At 58.9% G+C, this 17,244-nt stretch carries 16 protein-coding genes, 5 tRNA genes and 1 pseudogene; 16 read left to right on the top strand and 6 right to left on the bottom strand.

Annotated features, from left to right (window positions below; genetic code table 11):
- Window positions 1-115: 115 nt before the first annotated feature.
- Window positions 116-1,558 carry a mechanosensitive ion channel family protein gene (locus tag ACA069_RS10170; RefSeq protein ID WP_187676911.1) on the top strand — a complete coding sequence of 481 codons (1,443 nt, stop codon included), beginning with the start codon at window positions 116-118 and terminating at the stop codon, window positions 1,556-1,558.
- 11 nt (window positions 1,559-1,569) lie between these two features.
- On the opposite strand, the gene ACA069_RS10175 is transcribed toward ACA069_RS10170, so the two are convergent.
- Entirely contained in the window at window positions 1,570-2,151 is a 582-nt protein-coding gene (locus tag ACA069_RS10175) for a GNAT family N-acetyltransferase (RefSeq protein ID WP_497617314.1), read from the bottom strand.
- A 127-nt stretch (window positions 2,152-2,278) separates the two neighbouring features.
- Here ACA069_RS10175 and ACA069_RS10180 point away from each other — a divergent pair, with 127 nt between their 5' ends.
- Window positions 2,279-3,073, top strand: a complete 795-nt coding sequence (locus ACA069_RS10180; protein WP_497617316.1) for an exodeoxyribonuclease III — start codon at window positions 2,279-2,281, stop codon at window positions 3,071-3,073.
- Window positions 3,074-3,173: 100 nt separating this feature from the next.
- Window positions 3,174-4,007, top strand: coding sequence for an arylamine N-acetyltransferase family protein (locus ACA069_RS10185; protein ID WP_497617319.1), 834 nt, complete (start codon window positions 3,174-3,176; stop codon window positions 4,005-4,007).
- On the opposite strand, the gene ACA069_RS10190 is transcribed toward ACA069_RS10185, so the two are convergent.
- Together ACA069_RS10190 and ACA069_RS10195 are read right to left on the bottom strand one after the other, a co-directional pair.
- The gene (locus ACA069_RS10190; protein WP_401265652.1) at window positions 4,004-4,336 is read right to left on the bottom strand and encodes a BrnA antitoxin family protein; all 333 of its coding nucleotides are present in this window, start codon (window positions 4,334-4,336) and stop codon (window positions 4,004-4,006) included. The two genes, ACA069_RS10185 and ACA069_RS10190, sit on opposite strands and share 4 nt — an antisense overlap.
- A gap of 3 nt (window positions 4,337-4,339) precedes the next feature.
- A pseudogene (locus tag ACA069_RS10195) lies at window positions 4,340-4,623 on the bottom strand (BrnT family toxin).
- A gap of 256 nt (window positions 4,624-4,879) precedes the next feature.
- On the opposite strand from ACA069_RS10195, the gene ACA069_RS10200 reads away from it, so the two are divergent.
- The gene (locus ACA069_RS10200) at window positions 4,880-6,406 is read left to right on the top strand and encodes a nucleobase:cation symporter-2 family protein (protein ID WP_401265654.1); all 1,527 of its coding nucleotides are present in this window, start codon (window positions 4,880-4,882) and stop codon (window positions 6,404-6,406) included.
- A 123-nt stretch (window positions 6,407-6,529) separates the two neighbouring features.
- Here the strand turns inward: ACA069_RS10200 and ACA069_RS10205 are convergent.
- Window positions 6,530-6,605, bottom strand: a tRNA-Asn gene (locus ACA069_RS10205).
- 228 nt (window positions 6,606-6,833) lie between these two features.
- Between ACA069_RS10205 and ACA069_RS10210 the strand changes: the two genes are divergently transcribed.
- Entirely contained in the window at window positions 6,834-7,064 is a 231-nt protein-coding gene (locus ACA069_RS10210) for a hypothetical protein (RefSeq protein ID WP_150650998.1), read from the top strand.
- Here ACA069_RS10210 and ACA069_RS10215 read toward each other — a convergent pair.
- Together ACA069_RS10215 and ACA069_RS10220 are read right to left on the bottom strand one after the other, a co-directional pair.
- A complete protein-coding gene (locus ACA069_RS10215) occupies window positions 7,061-7,261 on the bottom strand; it encodes a hypothetical protein (RefSeq protein ID WP_053118898.1) in 201 nt (66 codons plus the stop codon). The genes ACA069_RS10210 and ACA069_RS10215 overlap by 4 nt on opposite strands.
- Window positions 7,262-7,395: 134 nt before the next feature.
- Window positions 7,396-8,592, bottom strand: a complete 1,197-nt coding sequence (locus tag ACA069_RS10220; protein WP_187676919.1) for an amino acid aminotransferase — start codon at window positions 8,590-8,592, stop codon at window positions 7,396-7,398.
- 337 nt (window positions 8,593-8,929) lie between these two features.
- Between ACA069_RS10220 and uvrB the strand changes: the two genes are divergently transcribed.
- From uvrB to ACA069_RS10275, 11 genes are all read left to right on the top strand, one after another.
- Window positions 8,930-10,945 carry an excinuclease ABC subunit UvrB gene (gene uvrB / locus ACA069_RS10225; protein ID WP_401265658.1) on the top strand — a complete coding sequence of 672 codons (2,016 nt, stop codon included), beginning with the start codon at window positions 8,930-8,932 and terminating at the stop codon, window positions 10,943-10,945.
- 151 nt (window positions 10,946-11,096) lie between these two features.
- On the top strand, window positions 11,097-12,578 hold the full coding sequence (gene gltX, locus ACA069_RS10230; RefSeq protein WP_187676921.1) for a glutamate--tRNA ligase: 1,482 nt from the start codon (window positions 11,097-11,099) through the stop codon (window positions 12,576-12,578).
- 203 nt (window positions 12,579-12,781) lie between these two features.
- A tRNA-Ala gene (locus ACA069_RS10235) sits at window positions 12,782-12,857 on the top strand.
- A 79-nt stretch (window positions 12,858-12,936) separates the two neighbouring features.
- A tRNA-Glu gene (locus tag ACA069_RS10240) sits at window positions 12,937-13,012 on the top strand.
- Between the two features lie 53 nt (window positions 13,013-13,065).
- Window positions 13,066-13,141, top strand: a tRNA-Ala gene (locus ACA069_RS10245).
- A gap of 81 nt (window positions 13,142-13,222) precedes the next feature.
- Window positions 13,223-13,298: transfer RNA gene (locus ACA069_RS10250), tRNA-Glu, on the top strand.
- A gap of 181 nt (window positions 13,299-13,479) precedes the next feature.
- On the top strand, window positions 13,480-14,019 hold the full coding sequence (locus ACA069_RS10255; protein WP_187676922.1) for a TetR/AcrR family transcriptional regulator: 540 nt from the start codon (window positions 13,480-13,482) through the stop codon (window positions 14,017-14,019).
- A 30-nt stretch (window positions 14,020-14,049) separates the two neighbouring features.
- Window positions 14,050-14,883, top strand: a complete 834-nt coding sequence (locus tag ACA069_RS10260; RefSeq protein ID WP_497617323.1) for an alpha/beta fold hydrolase — start codon at window positions 14,050-14,052, stop codon at window positions 14,881-14,883.
- A 47-nt stretch (window positions 14,884-14,930) separates the two neighbouring features.
- Window positions 14,931-15,374, top strand: coding sequence for an acyl-CoA thioesterase (locus ACA069_RS10265; RefSeq protein ID WP_489878723.1), 444 nt, complete (start codon window positions 14,931-14,933; stop codon window positions 15,372-15,374).
- A gap of 161 nt (window positions 15,375-15,535) precedes the next feature.
- Complete coding sequence (locus ACA069_RS10270; RefSeq protein ID WP_497617326.1) at window positions 15,536-16,495, top strand: tRNA dihydrouridine synthase; 960 nt, start codon at window positions 15,536-15,538, stop codon at window positions 16,493-16,495.
- Between the two features lie 121 nt (window positions 16,496-16,616).
- Window positions 16,617-17,063: an Hsp20 family protein gene (locus tag ACA069_RS10275; RefSeq protein ID WP_187676925.1), complete on the top strand. Its 447-nt coding sequence runs from the start codon at window positions 16,617-16,619 to the stop codon at window positions 17,061-17,063.
- Window positions 17,064-17,244 lie beyond the last annotated feature (181 nt).

Consider the following 17,244-nt stretch of genomic DNA (forward strand, 5'->3'; position numbering starts at 1 on the left):
TACATTGGGTTTTGCGGTGTTTTTTGGCGGGTGTTCGTTCTCTGAAATCAATTACTCCTACACTGTCCCCAATCTGTGCGATCTTCTCGCGATTGGCCCCCGTCGGAGTTGTTTGATGCTGTCTCTGCTGAGCGAACACCCTTTGTTTTGCGCGTTGATCCTGATCCTGCTCGATCTCGGTCTGTGGCGTCTGATCAGTTCCCATGGCAGCGAGTGGAAACTGCTGGTGCGAGTACTGATATTCACGTTATTCAGCGTCCTGCTGTTCAACGAAGGCCTCAACCCGATGGAGCCCGCGCCATGGGTCGATAACGTGCCGCTGCATCTGGCGGCGACCGGTTTGCAGATTGGTTGGTGGCTGTTCGGCGCACGCACCCTGACGGTGTTGATCGGCGCAGTGATGATGCAGCGTGTCGGGCACACCGGGCGGTTGCTGCAGGATTTGCTGGGTGCGGTGATTTTCCTGATCGCAATCATTGCGGCGCTGGCCTACGTGCTGGATCTGCCGGTCAAAGGCGTGCTGGCGACGTCCGGCGCTTTGGCGATCATCGTCGGTTTGGCCTTGCAGAGCACATTGAGTGACGTATTTTCCGGGATCGTGCTCAATACCACCAAGCCTTATCAACTGGATGACTGGATCTCCATCGACGGCACCGAAGGCCGGGTCACCGATATCGATTGGCGCGCCACGCGTCTGCAAACCAGCCAGGGCAGCATGGCGGTCATTCCCAACTCGCTGGCGGCCAAGGCCAAGATCATCAACTTCAGTCGGCCGAGCAACATGTTCGGCGTCTCGGTCAGCGTGCAAGTCAGCCCGCATGCGCGACCCAGTTCGGTGATTGATGCGCTGGAGCGGGCGATGCAAGGCTGCCGGCAATTACTGGAAACACCGGCGCCGAGTGTGGCGTTGAAAAGTTCTGGCAGCAGCGGTTCGGAGTACGAGATCAGTGGTTTCGTCGCGTCGATGGGCGAAAAGCGTGTGGTGCGCAATCAGTTGTTCGATCTAGCGTATCGGCACTTGCAGGCATCCGGGGTCAATCTGCTGTCGAGCGTCGAACCTGTCGTGGCGGGCAATCTCTCGCGGCCACGGGCATTGCTCGACAGCTCGCCGATTTTCTCGACCCTGCGTCAGGAAGAGAAAGACACCTTCAGCCAGAACATGACCCTGCAAACCTTCCGCGCCGGCGAGCAGATTCTGGGGGCAGGGGAGGTCAGCGACCACCTGTTCATCATTGAGTCCGGCGTGGTTACGGTGGCACTGATGCGCCATGGCGCACCGTTCGAGTCCGGACGCATGGGGCCGGGCGAAGTGATCGGCGAGGCCGGCATTCTTTCCGATTCGTCGGTGCCCGCCACGTTTACCGCAAAGACCTTCTGCGCTTTGTACCGCATCGAAAAGACCTATCTGAAGCCGTGCCTGGATGCCCGTCACGATATCAGCGATGCCATGAAAACCTTGCTTGATTACCGGCTGCACAAAGCCCAGGCCCTGACTCAGGACGAGCCGGTGGTCGTGCCGAAGAAAGGCTTTTTGCAGTGGCTGCGCAATCGCGCCTGAGTGATCCTGCGTTACTCGTAGCTGGCGAGTTTCTGCTCCAGGTTCAAGCGCACTTGCGGCCACTCGTCGTCGATGATGCTGAAACGCACCGAGTTGCGCTTGCGCCCGTCCGGCATGATCCGTTCGTGGCGGACGATGCCTTCCTGTTGCGCACCGAGGCGCAGGATCGCATGGCGTGATTTCTGGTTGTTCTCGTCGGTGGTGAACTGCACGCGCACGCAGTTCAGCACGTCGAAGGCGTGACGCAACATCAGGTATTTGGCTTCGGTGTTGACGAAGGATTTCTGCCAGCTCGCCGAGATCCAGCTGCTGCCGATTTCCAGTTTGCGGTTGAGCGCGTCGATCTTCCAGAAACGGGTAGAGCCGATCACCTCGCCGCTGTCCTTCAGCACGATGACAAACGGCATCACCGTCCCGGCCTCGCGGCCATCAAGGGCTTTTTTCAGGTAGCTATCGACGGTGGTCGCCGAGGGCACGACGGTGACGGTGAGGTTCCACAACTCGCCGTCGGCGGCGGCTTGGAGCAGGTCGGCGGCGTCGCTGTACTGAAGCGGGCGCAGAAGGATGCGCTGGCCTTCAAGCTTGGTTTGCATGGAATTCTGGTCTCGGCAGTGCGTGCGAATGACGAGCGCCTATTACGCCGCAGCGAGACGATCCGATGCAACCAGTGCGGTGGCCGCAGGGTCACTATTTCTATCCCTACCGGCAGGAGCCCGGACGATGAAAAACCTGCGGATCGCCACGTTCAACGTCAACGGCCTGCGCGCACGGTTGCCCAACCTGCTTGATTGGCTCAAGCGCGAGCAACCGGACATTGTTTGCCTGCAAGAACTGAAATCGCTCGACAGTGCGTTTCCCGCCGTCGAGCTGGAAGCGGCCGGTTACGGCGCGATCTGGCACGGCCAAGCTGCCTGGAACGGCGTGGCGATTCTCTCCCGTGATGCGCAACCGCTGGAAAGCCGCCGAGGCTTGCCGGGCGATCCCGAAGACAAGCACAGCCGTTATCTGGAAGCCGCGGTGCATGGCGTGCTCGTCGGTTGTCTGTATCTGCCCAACGGCAACCCGCAACCGGGGCCGAAGTTCGATTACAAACTGGCCTGGTTCGAGCGGCTGATCAGTTACGCGAAGGATCTGCAAGGCAGCGATCACCCCGTGGTGCTGGCCGGCGACTACAACGTCGTGCCCACGGACATGGACATCTACAACACCCGCTCATGGCTCAAGGATGCGTTGCTGCAGCCCGAGAGTCGCGAGTGTTATCAGCGCTTGCTTAACCAGGGCTGGACCGATTCGCTGCGGCATCTCTACCCGGACGATCGCCTCTACACCTTCTGGGATTATTTTCGTAACCACTGGCAAACCAACTCGGGTTTGCGCATCGACCATCTGCTGCTCAACCCGGCGCTGAGCCCTTATCTGCACGAGGCCGGTGTAGACGCCTGGGTGCGCAACGAACCACATGCCAGTGACCATGCGCCGACGTGGATTCGTATTGGTTCACGCAAGAAACGCTAGAGGCGATTGGTGAAATCAATTGTCGAAATCAGTGCCCGATCCCGTATACATGGCGACCATCAACGCAGTGACCTGCGGCCCCATGCAAAAGGACTGAGCAATGAGTGAGCCACGCCTGACGAGTTTGACGCTTTATCTGCAACGCCTGGGTTTCGATGCACCGCCGGCGCCGACGCTGGAAACCTTGCGTCAGCTGCAGTTGCGTCACACCGGCGTCTTCCCCTTCGAAAACCTCGCGACGATTACCGGTGCACCGGTAATGATCGATCTTGCGTCAATTGAACAGAAAGTCCTGCACGATGGCCGAGGCGGTTACTGCTACGAGCTCAATCACCTGTTTTTTGCGCTGTTGTCTGAATTGGGCTTCGACGTTCGGGCGATCAGTGGGCGAGTAGTGATGAATCAGCCCGAGGGCACCTGGACCGCGCGCACGCACCGCTTGAGTCTGGTGACACTCGACGGCGTGCGTTACATCACTGATGTCGGTTTCGGTGGCATGGTGCCGACTGCACCGCTGATCCTCGACACCGAGGCTGAGCAAGCCACTCCACACGAACCGTATCGCATCGAAAAACAGAACGATGGTTACATGCTGCGCGCCAACGTCGCGGGAGAATGGCGGTCGATGTACCTGTTCGATCTACAGCGCCAGGAGGACATCGATTTCACCATCGGCAACTGGTACGTCTCGACCCATCCGCAATCACCGTTCGCCAATCGGCTGATGGTCGCGCGCACGGGTAATGGCTGGCGCAAGACGTTGAACAACGGCAACTTCGCCGTCCATCGCATGGGCGCCGATAGCGAACGGCGCGAAGTGACCGACGTTGATGAGCTGATTGAATTGCTGGAGCAGGAATTTGATCTTCGCCTGCCCGAACAACCGCAACTGCGCCACGCGCTGGGGCGGATGATTGTCGCGCCTGAAGCCTAGGGCTTCGCATCCGGCTCCAGTACCCGACGAATCTCCCCGACGGCCGCCGACAGCTTTTTCTCAAGACTCTTGAGGTCGGCGGCGGTAATACCTTTCTTGAACTGCCCGCCGTGGTCAGACTCGGTCTGGCCCTGACTGTCTGCGCCGTTGAGCAAGGCATGGCGAAGGGTGTTATTGATCACCGTCTGATAACCAAACCCTTCGTTTTCCGCCACGGTGCGCGCGGCCTCGATAACTGCATCGTCGAGCATGATGGTGATGCGGGTTTTGCCCTTGGTGGACACCACTGCGCCACGTTTGCCCTGAGAGAAGTCGTATTCGTCTTTCATCGGTCAATCCTCCAGAAAATACTCGCAACGTTCGCCCGGTGTGGCGACACGCGCAGAAATGATTCGTATGACATTCGCTTCGCGGTAACTGTACGCAACCACCAGTAAACGTCCCTTGGCGTCGAGGCCGAGGGTGATCCAGCGTTGTTCGTCATGGTCGTTGTCCTCAATCGTCAGTGCTCTTTCGTCGTGAAAAACCGCTTCGGTCTCGGCAGGCTCACGCCTCTGTGCTTGAGTTTGTTGGCTGCGTTCTTGCTTTTGTCGTACTGAATATTGAATGACTTCATTATGCATACTTTGTATGTATAAAAAAGAGTGCAACCACACCGTCGGTCGCCGTGAACACTTCAGCCTAGTGGGGGATGGTGGAGGGGGCAGCGGGGCATGTGTTGCCGGATTTGTGGGGGATGCAAGCAGCGGGATAGAAGGTTGGGTGGCTACCTATCCATTATGTGACTGACAAGTTGTATACAACTCTATGGACATTTGTCACGAGTATTGAATACAGTGTGCGCATAACAAAAACCAGGGAACCCCCCAACCATGAAAACGCCCCATGTTTCACACCAACGGCCCGAGGACGAAAATCTCGGGGTCGGCGCGAATATGGCTTACGGCCTGCAACATGTTCTGACCATGTATGGCGGTATCGTCGCGGTACCACTGATCATCGGTCAGGCGGCCGGGCTGTCGCCGGCGGACATTGGTTTGTTGATTGCTGCTTCATTGTTTGCGGGGGGGCTGGCGACGTTGCTGCAAACCCTGGGTCTGCCGTTTTTTGGCTGTCAGTTGCCGCTGGTGCAGGGCGTGTCGTTCTCCGGCGTTGCAACCATGGTGGCGATCGTTAGCAGTGGCGGGGAGGGCGGCTTCCAGTCGGTGCTTGGCGCGGTGATAGCGGCCTCGCTGATAGGGCTGTTGATTACCCCGGTGTTTTCGCGAATCACCAAGTTTTTCCCACCGTTGGTGACCGGCATCGTCATCACGACCATCGGTTTGACGCTGATGCCGGTGGCCGCGCGTTGGGCCATGGGCGGTAACAGCCATGCGCCGGACTTCGGCAGCATGCAGAACATCGGTCTGGCGGCGGTTACGCTGGTACTGGTGTTGCTGCTGAGCAAGGTCGGCAGCTCTACCATCTCGCGTCTGTCGATCCTGTTGGCCATGGTGATCGGTACCGTGCTGGCGGTGTTCCTCGGCATGGCGGATTTTTCCAGCGTCACCACTGGCCCGATGTTCGGCTTCCCGACGCCGTTTCACTTCGGCATGCCGACGTTCCACTTCGCGGCGATCCTGTCGATGTGCATCGTGGTCATGGTGACGCTGGTGGAAACCTCGGCGGACATTTTGGCCGTCGGCGAAATCATCGGCACCAAGGTTGACTCAAAACGGCTGGGCAATGGTCTGCGTGCGGACATGCTGTCGAGTATGTTTGCGCCGATCTTTGGCTCATTCACCCAAAGCGCCTTCGCCCAGAACGTTGGGCTGGTGGCGGTAACCGGGATCAAGAGCCGTTTTGTGGTGGCCACTGGCGGTCTGTTTCTGGTGATTCTCGGCCTGCTGCCGTTCATGGGCCGGGTGATCGCGGCGGTGCCGACTTCGGTACTCGGCGGCGCCGGTATCGTGCTGTTCGGCACGGTGGCAGCGAGTGGTATTCGTACCCTGTCGAAGGTTGATTACCGCAACAACGTCAACCTGATCATCGTCGCCACTTCGATCGGTTTCGGCATGATCCCGATTGCTGCGCCGAACTTCTACGATCACTTCCCGAGCTGGTTCGCGACCATTTTCCATTCGGGCATCAGTTCGTCGGCGATCATGGCGATCCTGCTCAACCTGGCGTTCAACCACTTCACCACCGGTAACTCGGACCAGCAGTCGGTGTTTGCGGCAGCGGAAGAGCGAACCCTGCGTTTTCGCGATCTGGCGGCGCTGCGTGAAGGCGATTACTTCAGCGACGGCAAACTGCATGACTGCGATGGCAAAGAAGTGCCGGTGATTGAACCTGATGCGGAGCATGATCATGGGCACGGTGCGCCGAAGGTGCAGACTAAAAGCAGCGAGCATGTCTGACCGCTGTGTCTGAATAGAAAAGGGCCGATCAGTTGCGAGACTGATCGGCCCTTTTTATTGCGCCGGTTTTTCGACCGTCCACAAAAAAGCCCCTGAATCTTTCGATTCAGGGGCTTTGCTATTTGGCTCCACAACCTGGACTCGAACCAGGGACCCAATGATTAACAGTCATTTGCTCTACCAACTGAGCTATTGCGGAATTGGTGCGTATGTTACTGATTCAAAAAGAGAAGTCAAGCATCGGTTGTGAAAATAGGCGATTCGACGAGACGGGCGGTGGTTTGTCAGCGATTGACGGTTACCAGAACCGCGCCGGAGGTCTACCATGGCCGCCCGGAAGTGGTAACACGCGCTGCCGGTCATTCGCCGAAAAGGTACGCGCCATGAATCGCCCAGCTATCAAATCTCGCAACAGCGGGGTGCTCGCATGAGCATCGCTCAGATCAGCCTGCCCAAAGGGGTCGGCCCGCACGCCGAAAAGCTCTTCGACGCAATCACTCAAGCCAGCACCGCTGAAGAGTTGAACCGCGCCGGTGGCAAAGCCGAAGGTTTTGTCCTGGGCCTGGAAAGCACCAAGGCGATCAAAAGCCAGATCGCCGAATCGCTCTACGTCGCCTATGACGATGCCGCCAGCCAGCGCGCGACTGAACTGACTTAACTGCCGAAGGTAATGGTGCCGAGCATCAGTTTGGCGTAAGCCGCGGTGGCTGCAAGTTGCACCAGCCACAGCACCAGACCGCCGAGGAAGACCCCGGCCGCGACTTGCAGTACCAGGCTTTTTTCGCGTTTGGCCGAGGCGCGGGGGATGAAGTCATCCAGGTCGTCACGGTCGGCACGCAGGTTGTCGTTTTTCATTTGGGTTCTCTTCAAAAATCTCGGGTGTACACAAATCTGTAGGAGTGTGTGCAGTCTAGAGGGTGTGGACACGTTTCCGGGACAAATAAAAAACGGGAAGCCCAAGGCTTCCCGTTTTTCATCACGCTGCGAAATCAGATGACTTGAACAATCGCATCCGTCACAGCCTTGATGTTGCTCTGGTTCAGCGCCGCCACGCAGATGCGGCCGGTGTCCAGGGCGTAGATGCCGAACTCGTTGCGCAGGCGGTGAACCTGTTCAGTGGTCAGGCCGGAGTAGGAGAACATGCCGCGCTGACGGCCGACGAAGCTGAAGTCACGCTGTGGCGCTTTCTCTGCCAGCATCGTCACCATTTGCTCGCGCATGCCGCGAATGCGCAGACGCATTTCCGCCAGCTCCGCTTCCCACTGAGCGCGCAGTTCCGGGCTGTTCAGCACGGCAGCGACGATGCTTGCACCGTGGGTCGGCGGGTTGGAGTAGTTGGTGCGGATCACGCGTTTGACTTGCGACAGCACGCGCGCGCTTTCTTCTTTCGATTCGCTGATGATCGACAGAGCACCCACGCGCTCGCCGTACAGCGAGAACGACTTGGAGAACGAACTCGACACGAAGAAAGTCAGGCCGGACTCAGCGAACAGGCGCACAGCAGCGGCGTCTTCGTCGATGCCGTCACCGAAACCCTGGTAAGCCATGTCGAGGAACGGCACGTGCCCTTTGGTCTTGACCACTTGCAGCACGTTGTTCCAGTCCGCCGGGCTCAGGTCGACACCAGTCGGGTTGTGGCAGCACGCGTGCAGGACAACGATCGAGCCGTTCGGCAGGGCGTTAAGGTCTTCGAGCAGGCCGGCACGGTTCACATCGTGGGTGGCGGCGTCGTAGTAACGGTAGTTCTGCACCGCAAAGCCGGCGGTTTCGAACAGCGCGCGGTGGTTTTCCCAGCTCGGGTCGCTGATCGCCACGACAGCGTTCGGCAGCAGTTGCTTGAGGAAATCGGCACCGATTTTCAGTGCGCCAGTCCCGCCGACGGCCTGAGTGGTGATGACGCGACCGGCGCTGATCAGCGGCGAGTCGTTGCCGAACAACAGCTTTTGCACGGCCTGGTCGTAGGCAGCGATGCCATCGATCGGCAGGTAACCGCGCGAAGCGTGTTGAGCAGCGCGAACGGTTTCGGCTTCGATCACGGCGCGCAGAAGTGGAATTCGCCCCTCTTCGTTGCAGTAAACACCTACACCCAGGTTGACCTTGGTGGTCCGGGTATCGGCGTTGAATGCTTCGTTGAGGCCCAGGATTGGATCGCGGGGTGCCATTTCGACAGCGGAGAACAGGCTCATTATTACGGCGGCTCTGAATGGAGTGTGGAGGGACGTGTCGCGCTCCAGCCGGATGCACTAGAGCGGTGCACAAACGGGGAGCTAGTATAGAGGCCATCACTGAGCAATGGCGACAGGCGAATCGGCTTTTAGGGCAAGTTTTTCCGATTATTTCTCGACCGTTAGTCGATTGGTCGTGTCAGAGTCTTTACCGGATGTAGGACGTTTACCTTGAAAGCTGAGGCAATCGACACCACATTGAGCACAATCCAGGTTTTTTCTTGCGCGACATCGGTCGTTTGCGGTGTTTCTCGTGGTGATCCGCTTTGCTTGGATCTCCGCGACCCCAGAGGTGTTTATGTCCGAATTCCAGCTAGTCACCCGCTTCGAGCCCGCCGGCGATCAGCCGGAAGCCATTCGCCAATTGGTGGAGGGCATCGAAGCCGGGCTGGCGCACCAGACGCTGCTCGGTGTGACCGGCTCGGGCAAGACCTTCAGCATCGCCAATGTCATCGCGCAAATTCAGCGCCCGACTCTGGTGCTGGCGCCGAACAAAACTCTGGCCGCGCAGCTGTACGGCGAGTTCAAGGCGTTTTTCCCGAACAACTCGGTCGAGTATTTTGTTTCCTACTACGACTACTACCAGCCCGAAGCGTATGTGCCATCGTCCGACACCTTCATCGAGAAGGATGCGTCGATCAACGACCACATTGAACAGATGCGCCTTTCCGCGACCAAAGCGCTGCTCGAGCGCAAGGACGCGATCATCGTTACCACGGTGTCGTGCATCTACGGTCTCGGTAGCCCGGAAACCTATTTGAAGATGGTGCTGCACGTCGATCGCGGCGACAAACTCGATCAGCGTGCGCTGCTGCGGCGTCTGGCCGATCTGCAATACACCCGCAATGATATGGACTTTGCCCGCGCGACCTTTCGCGTACGCGGCGATGTGATCGACATCTACCCGGCGGAATCGGATCTGGAAGCCATCCGCATCGAGCTGTTCGATGACGAGGTCGAGAGTATTTCCGCGTTCGATCCGCTGACCGGCGAAGTCATCCGCAAGATGCCGCGCTTCACTTTTTACCCGAAAAGCCACTACGTCACGCCGCGCGAAACCCTGCTGGGTGCCATCGAGGGGATCAAGGTCGAGTTGCAGGAACGTCTCGAATACTTGCGCAGCAACAACAAACTGGTGGAAGCCCAGCGTCTGGAGCAGCGCACCCGCTTCGATCTGGAGATGATTCTCGAGCTGGGCTACTGCAACGGCATCGAAAACTACTCGCGTTACCTCTCGGGTCGCGACTCCGGTCAGGCGCCGCCGACCTTGTTCGACTATCTTCCGGCCGATGCCTTGCTGGTGATCGACGAATCCCACGTCAGCGTGCCGCAGGTCGGCGCGATGTATAAAGGTGACCGCTCGCGTAAAGAAACCTTGGTGGAATACGGTTTTCGTCTGCCATCGGCGCTGGACAACCGGCCTATGCGTTTCGACGAATTTGAAGGCATCAGCCCGCAAACGATTTTTGTCTCGGCCACGCCAGGCAATTACGAGGCGGAACACGCCGGTCGCGTTGTCGAGCAACTGGTGCGTCCGACCGGTCTGGTGGACCCGCAAATCGAAATCCGTCCGGCGTTGACTCAGGTGGATGATCTGCTCTCGGAAATCACCAAGCGTGTGGCGCTGGAAGAACGCGTCTTGGTCACCACGCTGACCAAGCGCATGTCGGAGGATTTGACCGATTACCTCGCCGATCACGGCGTGCGTGTGCGTTATCTGCACTCGGATATCGACACCGTCGAGCGGGTTGAAATCATCCGTGACCTGCGCCTCGGCACCTTCGATGTGCTGGTCGGGATCAACCTGCTGCGCGAAGGTCTGGACATGCCGGAAGTGTCGTTGGTGGCGATTCTCGATGCCGACAAGGAAGGCTTCCTGCGCTCCGAACGCTCGCTGATCCAGACCATCGGCCGTGCCGCGCGTAACCTCAATGGCCGGGCGATTCTGTACGCCGATCGCATCACCGGTTCAATGGAACGGGCGATTGGCGAAACCGAGCGCCGCCGTGACAAGCAGATCGCCTTCAACCTCGAAAACGGAATCACCCCGAAAGGTGTGTTCAAGGACGTCGCCGACATCATGGAAGGCGCCACCGTGCCCGGCTCGCGCAGCAAGAAGCGCAAGGGCATGGCCAAGGCTGCCGAGGAAAACGCCAAGTACGAAGCCGAATTGCGCTCGCCGAGCGAGATCACCAAGCGTATTCGGGCGCTGGAAGAGAAGATGTATCAGCTTGCTCGGGACCTGGAGTTTGAAGCGGCGGCGCAGATGCGCGATGAAATTGCCAAGCTGCGCGAGCGTCTTCTGGCTGTGTGATTGTGCGGTGAATTGTCCGGCCTCATCGCGGCCAGCGGACCTGACAGACACAAACCTGGCTTAAATGCCCTGCCCGCTGGAGCGGGGCGGGTGTCGCCTGTTACCATTCGCCGCTTGATTGTTTTGCTTTTCATTCTTTTCGAGACATGCCATGACCACCGTCCGCACTCGCATCGCGCCATCGCCTACCGGGGACCCCCACGTAGGTACCGCTTACATCGCATTGTTCAACTACTGCTTTGCCAAGCAGCATGGCGGTGAGTTCATCCTGCGGATCGAAGACACCGACCAGTTGCGTTCGACCCGCGAGTCCGAACAGCAGATCTTCGACGCCCTGCGCTGGCTGGGTATCGACTGGAGCGAAGGCCCGGATGTCGGCGGCCCGCACGGTCCATACCGTCAAAGCGAGCGCGGCGAGATCTATCAGAAGTATTGCCAGCAACTGGTCGACATGGGCCATGCTTTCCCGTGCTTCTGCACCGCTGAAGAGCTGGATCAGATGCGCGCCGAGCAAATGGCTCGCGGCGAAACCCCACGCTACGACGGCCGCGCGCTGCTGCTGTCCAAGGAAGAAGTGGCAGCACGCCTGGCCGCCGGCGAACCTCATGTGATCCGCATGAAAGTGCCGAGCGAAGGCGTCTGCGTCGTGCCGGACATGCTGCGTGGCGATGTCGAGATCCCGTGGGATCGCATGGACATGCAAGTGCTGATGAAGACCGACGGCCTGCCGACGTACTTCCTCGCCAACGTTGTCGACGACCACCTGATGGGCATCACTCACGTACTGCGCGGCGAAGAATGGCTGCCGTCGGCGCCGAAACTGATCCTGCTCTACGAATACTTCGGCTGGGAACAACCGGAGCTGTGCTACATGCCGCTGCTGCGTAACCCGGACAAGAGCAAGCTGTCCAAGCGCAAGAACCCGACATCGGTAACGTTCTACGAGCGCATGGGCTTTATGCCGGAAGCGATGCTCAACTACCTGGGGCGCATGGGCTGGTCGATGCCGGACGAGCGCGAGAAGTTCTCGCTGCAGGAAATGGTCGACAACTTCGACCTCAAGCGTGTGTCCCTCGGCGGACCGATCTTCGACATCGAGAAGCTGTCGTGGCTCAACGGCCAGTGGTTGCGCGATCTGCCGGTGGAAGAGTTCGCCGCCCGCGTGCAGAAGTGGGCATTCAACTCCGAATACATGATGAAGATCGCGCCGCATGTTCAGGGCCGCGTCGAAACCTTCAGCCAGGTTGCACCGCTGGGCGGGTTCTTCTTTGCTGGCGGCGTCAACCCGGATGCCAAGTTGTTCGAATCGAAAAAGCTCTCGGGTGACCAGGTTCGCCAGTTGATGCAACTGATCCTTTGGAAGCTTGAAAGCCTGCGTCAGTGGGAAAAGGACAACATTACCGCGACGATTCAAGCGGTGGTCGAATCCCTTGAGCTGAAACTGCGCGACGCGATGCCGCTGATGTTTGCGGCGATCACCGGGCAGGCCAGTTCGGTGTCGGTACTCGATGCGATGGAAATCCTCGGGCCGGACCTGACCCGTTACCGTCTGCGCCAGGCGATTGACCTGCTGGGCGGCGTGTCGAAGAAAGAAAACAAAGAGTGGGAAAAGCTGCTGGGCGCTATCGCTTAAGAGCGTCTGACTCTGCAGGAACCGCCGGAGGCCGGGATCGTTTGATTCTGGCCTTCGGCGTTTTCCCAGCGGATTATCGGGGGGAGGGCGGTAAGTGATTGTTATGCCGACAAAAAACTTTGAAATATTTTAAAAATAAGTTTGACAGCCCTCCGATACGCCCTTAAGATTCGCCCCGTCCTCAGCGATGACATCAACGATGAGGGGCTATAGCTCAGCTGGGAGAGCGCTTGCATGGCATGCAAGAGGTCGACGGTTCGATCCCGTCTAGCTCCACCAATTTACACTTCGATGCCTGGCCACACCGGCTTCGAAGCGATCAACACTTAGCGTTGATCAGTTGTATAGAAGGGTTTGCGTCCCCTTCGTCTAGTGGCCTAGGACACCGCCCTTTCACGGCGGTAACAGGGGTTCGAGTCCCCTAGGGGACGCCAGTTTTACAGAAGTGATGTTGCAAGATATCACTCCGCCGCGAGGCGAAAAATCCGGGGCTTTAGCTCAGCTGGGAGAGCGCCTGCATGGCATGCAGGAGGTCAGCGGTTCGATCCCGCTAAGCTCCACCAATTTTACAAGTTCAAGGTCTGGCCACACCGGCCTTGAATGGATCAGCTCTCAGCACTGATCAGTTGTATAGAAGGGTTTGTGTCCCCTTCGTCTAGTGGCCTAGGACACCGCCCTTTCACGGCGGTAACAGGGGTTCGAGTCCCCTAGGGGACGCCACGATTACCCGCTCTGCGGGATTTATAAGGGTCATTCAATTATTGAATGGCCCTTTTGTTTGTCTGGCGTTTGGCCAATTCTCCTTTTTCCTTACACTGTGCTTCAGACCAGCGGTCATATCCTCGACTTGCAGAATATTATTATGCGAATAATATTCTAGTCGTAATATTCGGAGGCAACGATGAACGATAAAAAAGCTCAAACCCGCGAACGCATCCTCAAGGCTGCCAGCGCCGCACTGATCCAGCGTGGCCCGGCAGACCCAAGCGTGGGCGAAGTGATGGGCGCGGCCGGCCTGACCGTCGGCGGTTTTTATGCGCACTTCGAAAGCAAGGACGCAATGATGCTTGAGGCGTTCAAGCAATTGCTCGGCCGCCGTCGCGACCTGATTGCCGACATGGACGCCGAACTGACCGGCGAAGAGCGTCGTGCCCTGGTCGCTGCTTTTTACCTGTCGCGCAAGCACCGTGATTCCAGCGAGTCAGCATGCCCAATTCCGGCCTCTATCGGCGAACTGGGGCGTTTGCCGGAGTCGTTCCGCATCGCGCTCAACGAACATCTGGAATTGATGCTTGCGCAGTTGGCGTCCAGCCCTGAGGACACCGACAAAGCCTTGGCCGACGTGGCCTTGATGGTGGGAGGTCTGGCGCTCGCAAGAGCGCTCGGCCCTGGCGATTTATCTGATCGATTGCTGCGCGCGGCCAAGTCGGCGGTGCGTTGACCTGAAGGCAACACGCCTGAGGAGAGAGCGATGAACACGTTGAAGTGGGTTCGTGGCGTTAATGGCACCTTGGGCTGGATTGCACCGAAACGGGTAGCGAGCAAAATGCGCCTGGCGTTCATGACGCCGCGTGCGCTACCACTGCGGGATTGGGAGTTACCGTTGCTGGCCAATTCCGAACGGATCACGTTGCGCTTTGGTCTGTCAGCCCTGCGGTGGGGGCAAGGTCCGACCGTTTTACTGATGCACGGCTGGGAAGGGCGGCCAACCCAATTCGCCGCGCTGATCACCGCGCTGGTCGAGGCCGGTTACACGGTCGTCGCACTCGATGGCCCGGCTCACGGCAGATCGCCGGGGCGCGAGGCCAATGTCGTATTGTTTGCCCGAGCGATGCTCGAAGCCGCCGCCGAGCTGCCGCCATTGCAAGCCGTGATCGGTCACTCCATGGGTGGCGCCAGTGCGATGCTGGCCGTGCAACAGGGCTTGCGCACCGAAACTCTCGTCAGCATTGCTGCTCCCGCGCGAATTCTCGGCGTGCTGCGCGGTTTCGCACGCTATGTCGGGATGCCACCCAGAGCACGTTCCGCGTTCATTCGTCAGGTCGAGCAGGATGTGGGCATGCGTGCCGCCACGCTGGACGTCGCCCACTACCAACTGGATATGCCCGGCCTGATCGTGCATGCCGAGGACGACAACTTCGTCTCGGTCAAAGAATCGCAACTGATCCACGAAGCCTGGTTCGACAGCCGACTACTGCGCCTGGAAGCCGGCGGCCATCAGCGTGTGCTGGCCGACCCTCGGGTGATTGATGGCGTGTTATCACTGCTGGCCGGTCGCAGCCTTCAGGCACGGCAATCGGCGTAAGCATCCGTTACACTGCCCCGGTTGAATAATCTGACCGGGAGTGGGGCATGGGCTGGGATCGGGCAACGCCGTTTACCATTGATCTGCAAGTGGGCGCCGAGGACATCGACGGACTGGGCCACGCGAACAACGCGGTTTACGTCACCTGGCTCGAACGCTGCGCCTGGCGCCACTCGCAGCGACTGGGGCTGGATCTGGTCGAGTACCGGCGCCTGGATCGGGCGATGGCGGTGGTGCGTCACGAGATTGATTATCTGGCGGCGGCCTATGAAGGCGACGAGTTGCAGTTGGCGACGTGGATTGTCGATTGGGATCAGCGCCTGAAAATGACCCGGCATTTCCAGCTGATTCGCCCGAGCGACAACGCCACGCTGCTGCGCGCTCAAACCACGTTCGTGTGCATCGAACTGTCCACCGGCAAGCCCAAGCGCATGCCGGCCGAGTTCATCGAAGGCTACGGCCCTGCCATACAAAATTCAGAACCAGCGTAAATCCCCCTGTAGGAGCTGCCGAAGGCTGCGATCTTTTGATGTTGGTTTTTAAAAAGCAAGATCAAAAGATCGCAGCCTTCGGCAGCTCCTACACGGTTTACCGCATCAAGGCTGTAATCCAGTAAACTGCCGCACGTTTTTCCTTTAAGTAGTGTTTCCCCATGCAAATTGCTCTGGCGCCCATGGAGGGGTTGGTCGACGACATCCTTCGCGACGTGCTGACCCGCGTTGGCGGCATCGACTGGTGCGTGACCGAATTCATTCGCGTCAACGATCAGTTGCTCACTCCGGCCTATTTCCACAAGTTCGGCCCGGAGCTGCTCAACGGTGCCCGCACGGCGTCCGGGGTGCCGCTGCGTGTTCAACTGTTGGGTTCCGACCCGGTGTGCCTGGCGGAAAACGCTGCGCTGGCCTGTGAGCTGGGTTCCGAAGTGATCGACCTCAACTTCGGTTGCCCGGCCAAAACCGTCAACAAGTCCCGTGGCGGTGCGGTGCTGCTCAAAGAGCCGGAACTGCTCAACCAGATCGTCGAGCACGTGCGTCGCGCCGTGCCTGCACACATTCCCGTAACCGCCAAGATGCGCCTGGGCTTCGACAGCCCGGACGGCTCGCTGGTCTGCGCCACCGCGTTGGCTGAGGGTGGGGCGGAACACATCGTGGTCCATGCCCGGACCAAAATGGACGGCTACAAACCGCCGGCGCATTGGGAGTGGATTCCGCGCGTGCAGGACGTGGTCAACGTGCCGGTGTTCGCCAACGGTGATATCTGGAGCGTCGAAGACTGGCGTCGTTGCCGCGAAATCAGCGGCGTGGAAGACATCATGCTTGGTCGCGGCCTGGTGTCGCGCCCGGATCTGGCCAAACAGATCGCCGCTGCACGGGCCGGCGAAGAAGTGGTCGAGATGACCTGGGCCGAGCTGATGCCGCTGATCCAGGACTTCTGGTTGCAGGCCAAGGCGCAGATGACTGCACGTCAATCCCCGGGTCGTTTGAAGCAATGGCTGGCCATGCTGACGCGCAATTATCCTGAAGCCACCGAGCTGTTTACTGTCCTGCGCCGTGAGACCGAACCGGATCATGTCTCGCGTTTGCTCGGTCTGCCGGTCGCCGAAGCGGCCTGAAAAAAATCTGCAAATAATCTCTTGAAATCAAATCAGCGGGCCCTATCTAGGGGTTACGCGATGCCGAATTCGGGTCGCGGAATCAAAAAACCTTGCTGATTGTTTTCAGGAGATTTGAACCATGAGTACTGCATTTTCCCTCGCGCCACTGTTCCGTTCCTCGGTGGGTTTCGACCGTTTCAACGACCTGTTCGAAACCGCCCTGCGCAACGAGCCAGGCAGCACCTATCCTCCCTACAACGTTGAAAAACACGGCGACGACCAATACCGCATCGTCGTAGCGGCAGCCGGCTTCCAGGAAGAAGACCTGGAGCTGCAAGTCGAGAAGGGTGTGCTGACCATCAGTGGCGGCAAACGTGATGCCAACGAAGGCGTGACCTTCCTGCATCAGGGTATTGCCCAGCGTGCCTTCAAGTTGTCCTTCCGCCTGGCCGATCACATCGAGATCAAGGCTGCCGGCTTGAGCAACGGTTTGTTGAGCATCGACCTGTTGCGGGTGATCCCGGAAGAAGCGAAAGCCAAACGCATCCCGATCAACGGGGAGCAAAAACCGGCTCTGCAGCACTGAGTCATAAGCAGCAACACACTCGTCTGAACAGGCGATGAGTCGCTGAACGAAGGCCCCGATACGTCGGGGCCTTTTTTGTGCGCGCAGTAAACGCGCTCACAATATTTGCCGCTCCTGCCACGGCTCTTTACAATCCGCGTCAACAAGGCCGGCACTCCCTCATTCCCGCTGGCTCCGGAGC

It is taken from the genome of Pseudomonas sp. LBUM1652, assembly GCF_059716105.1.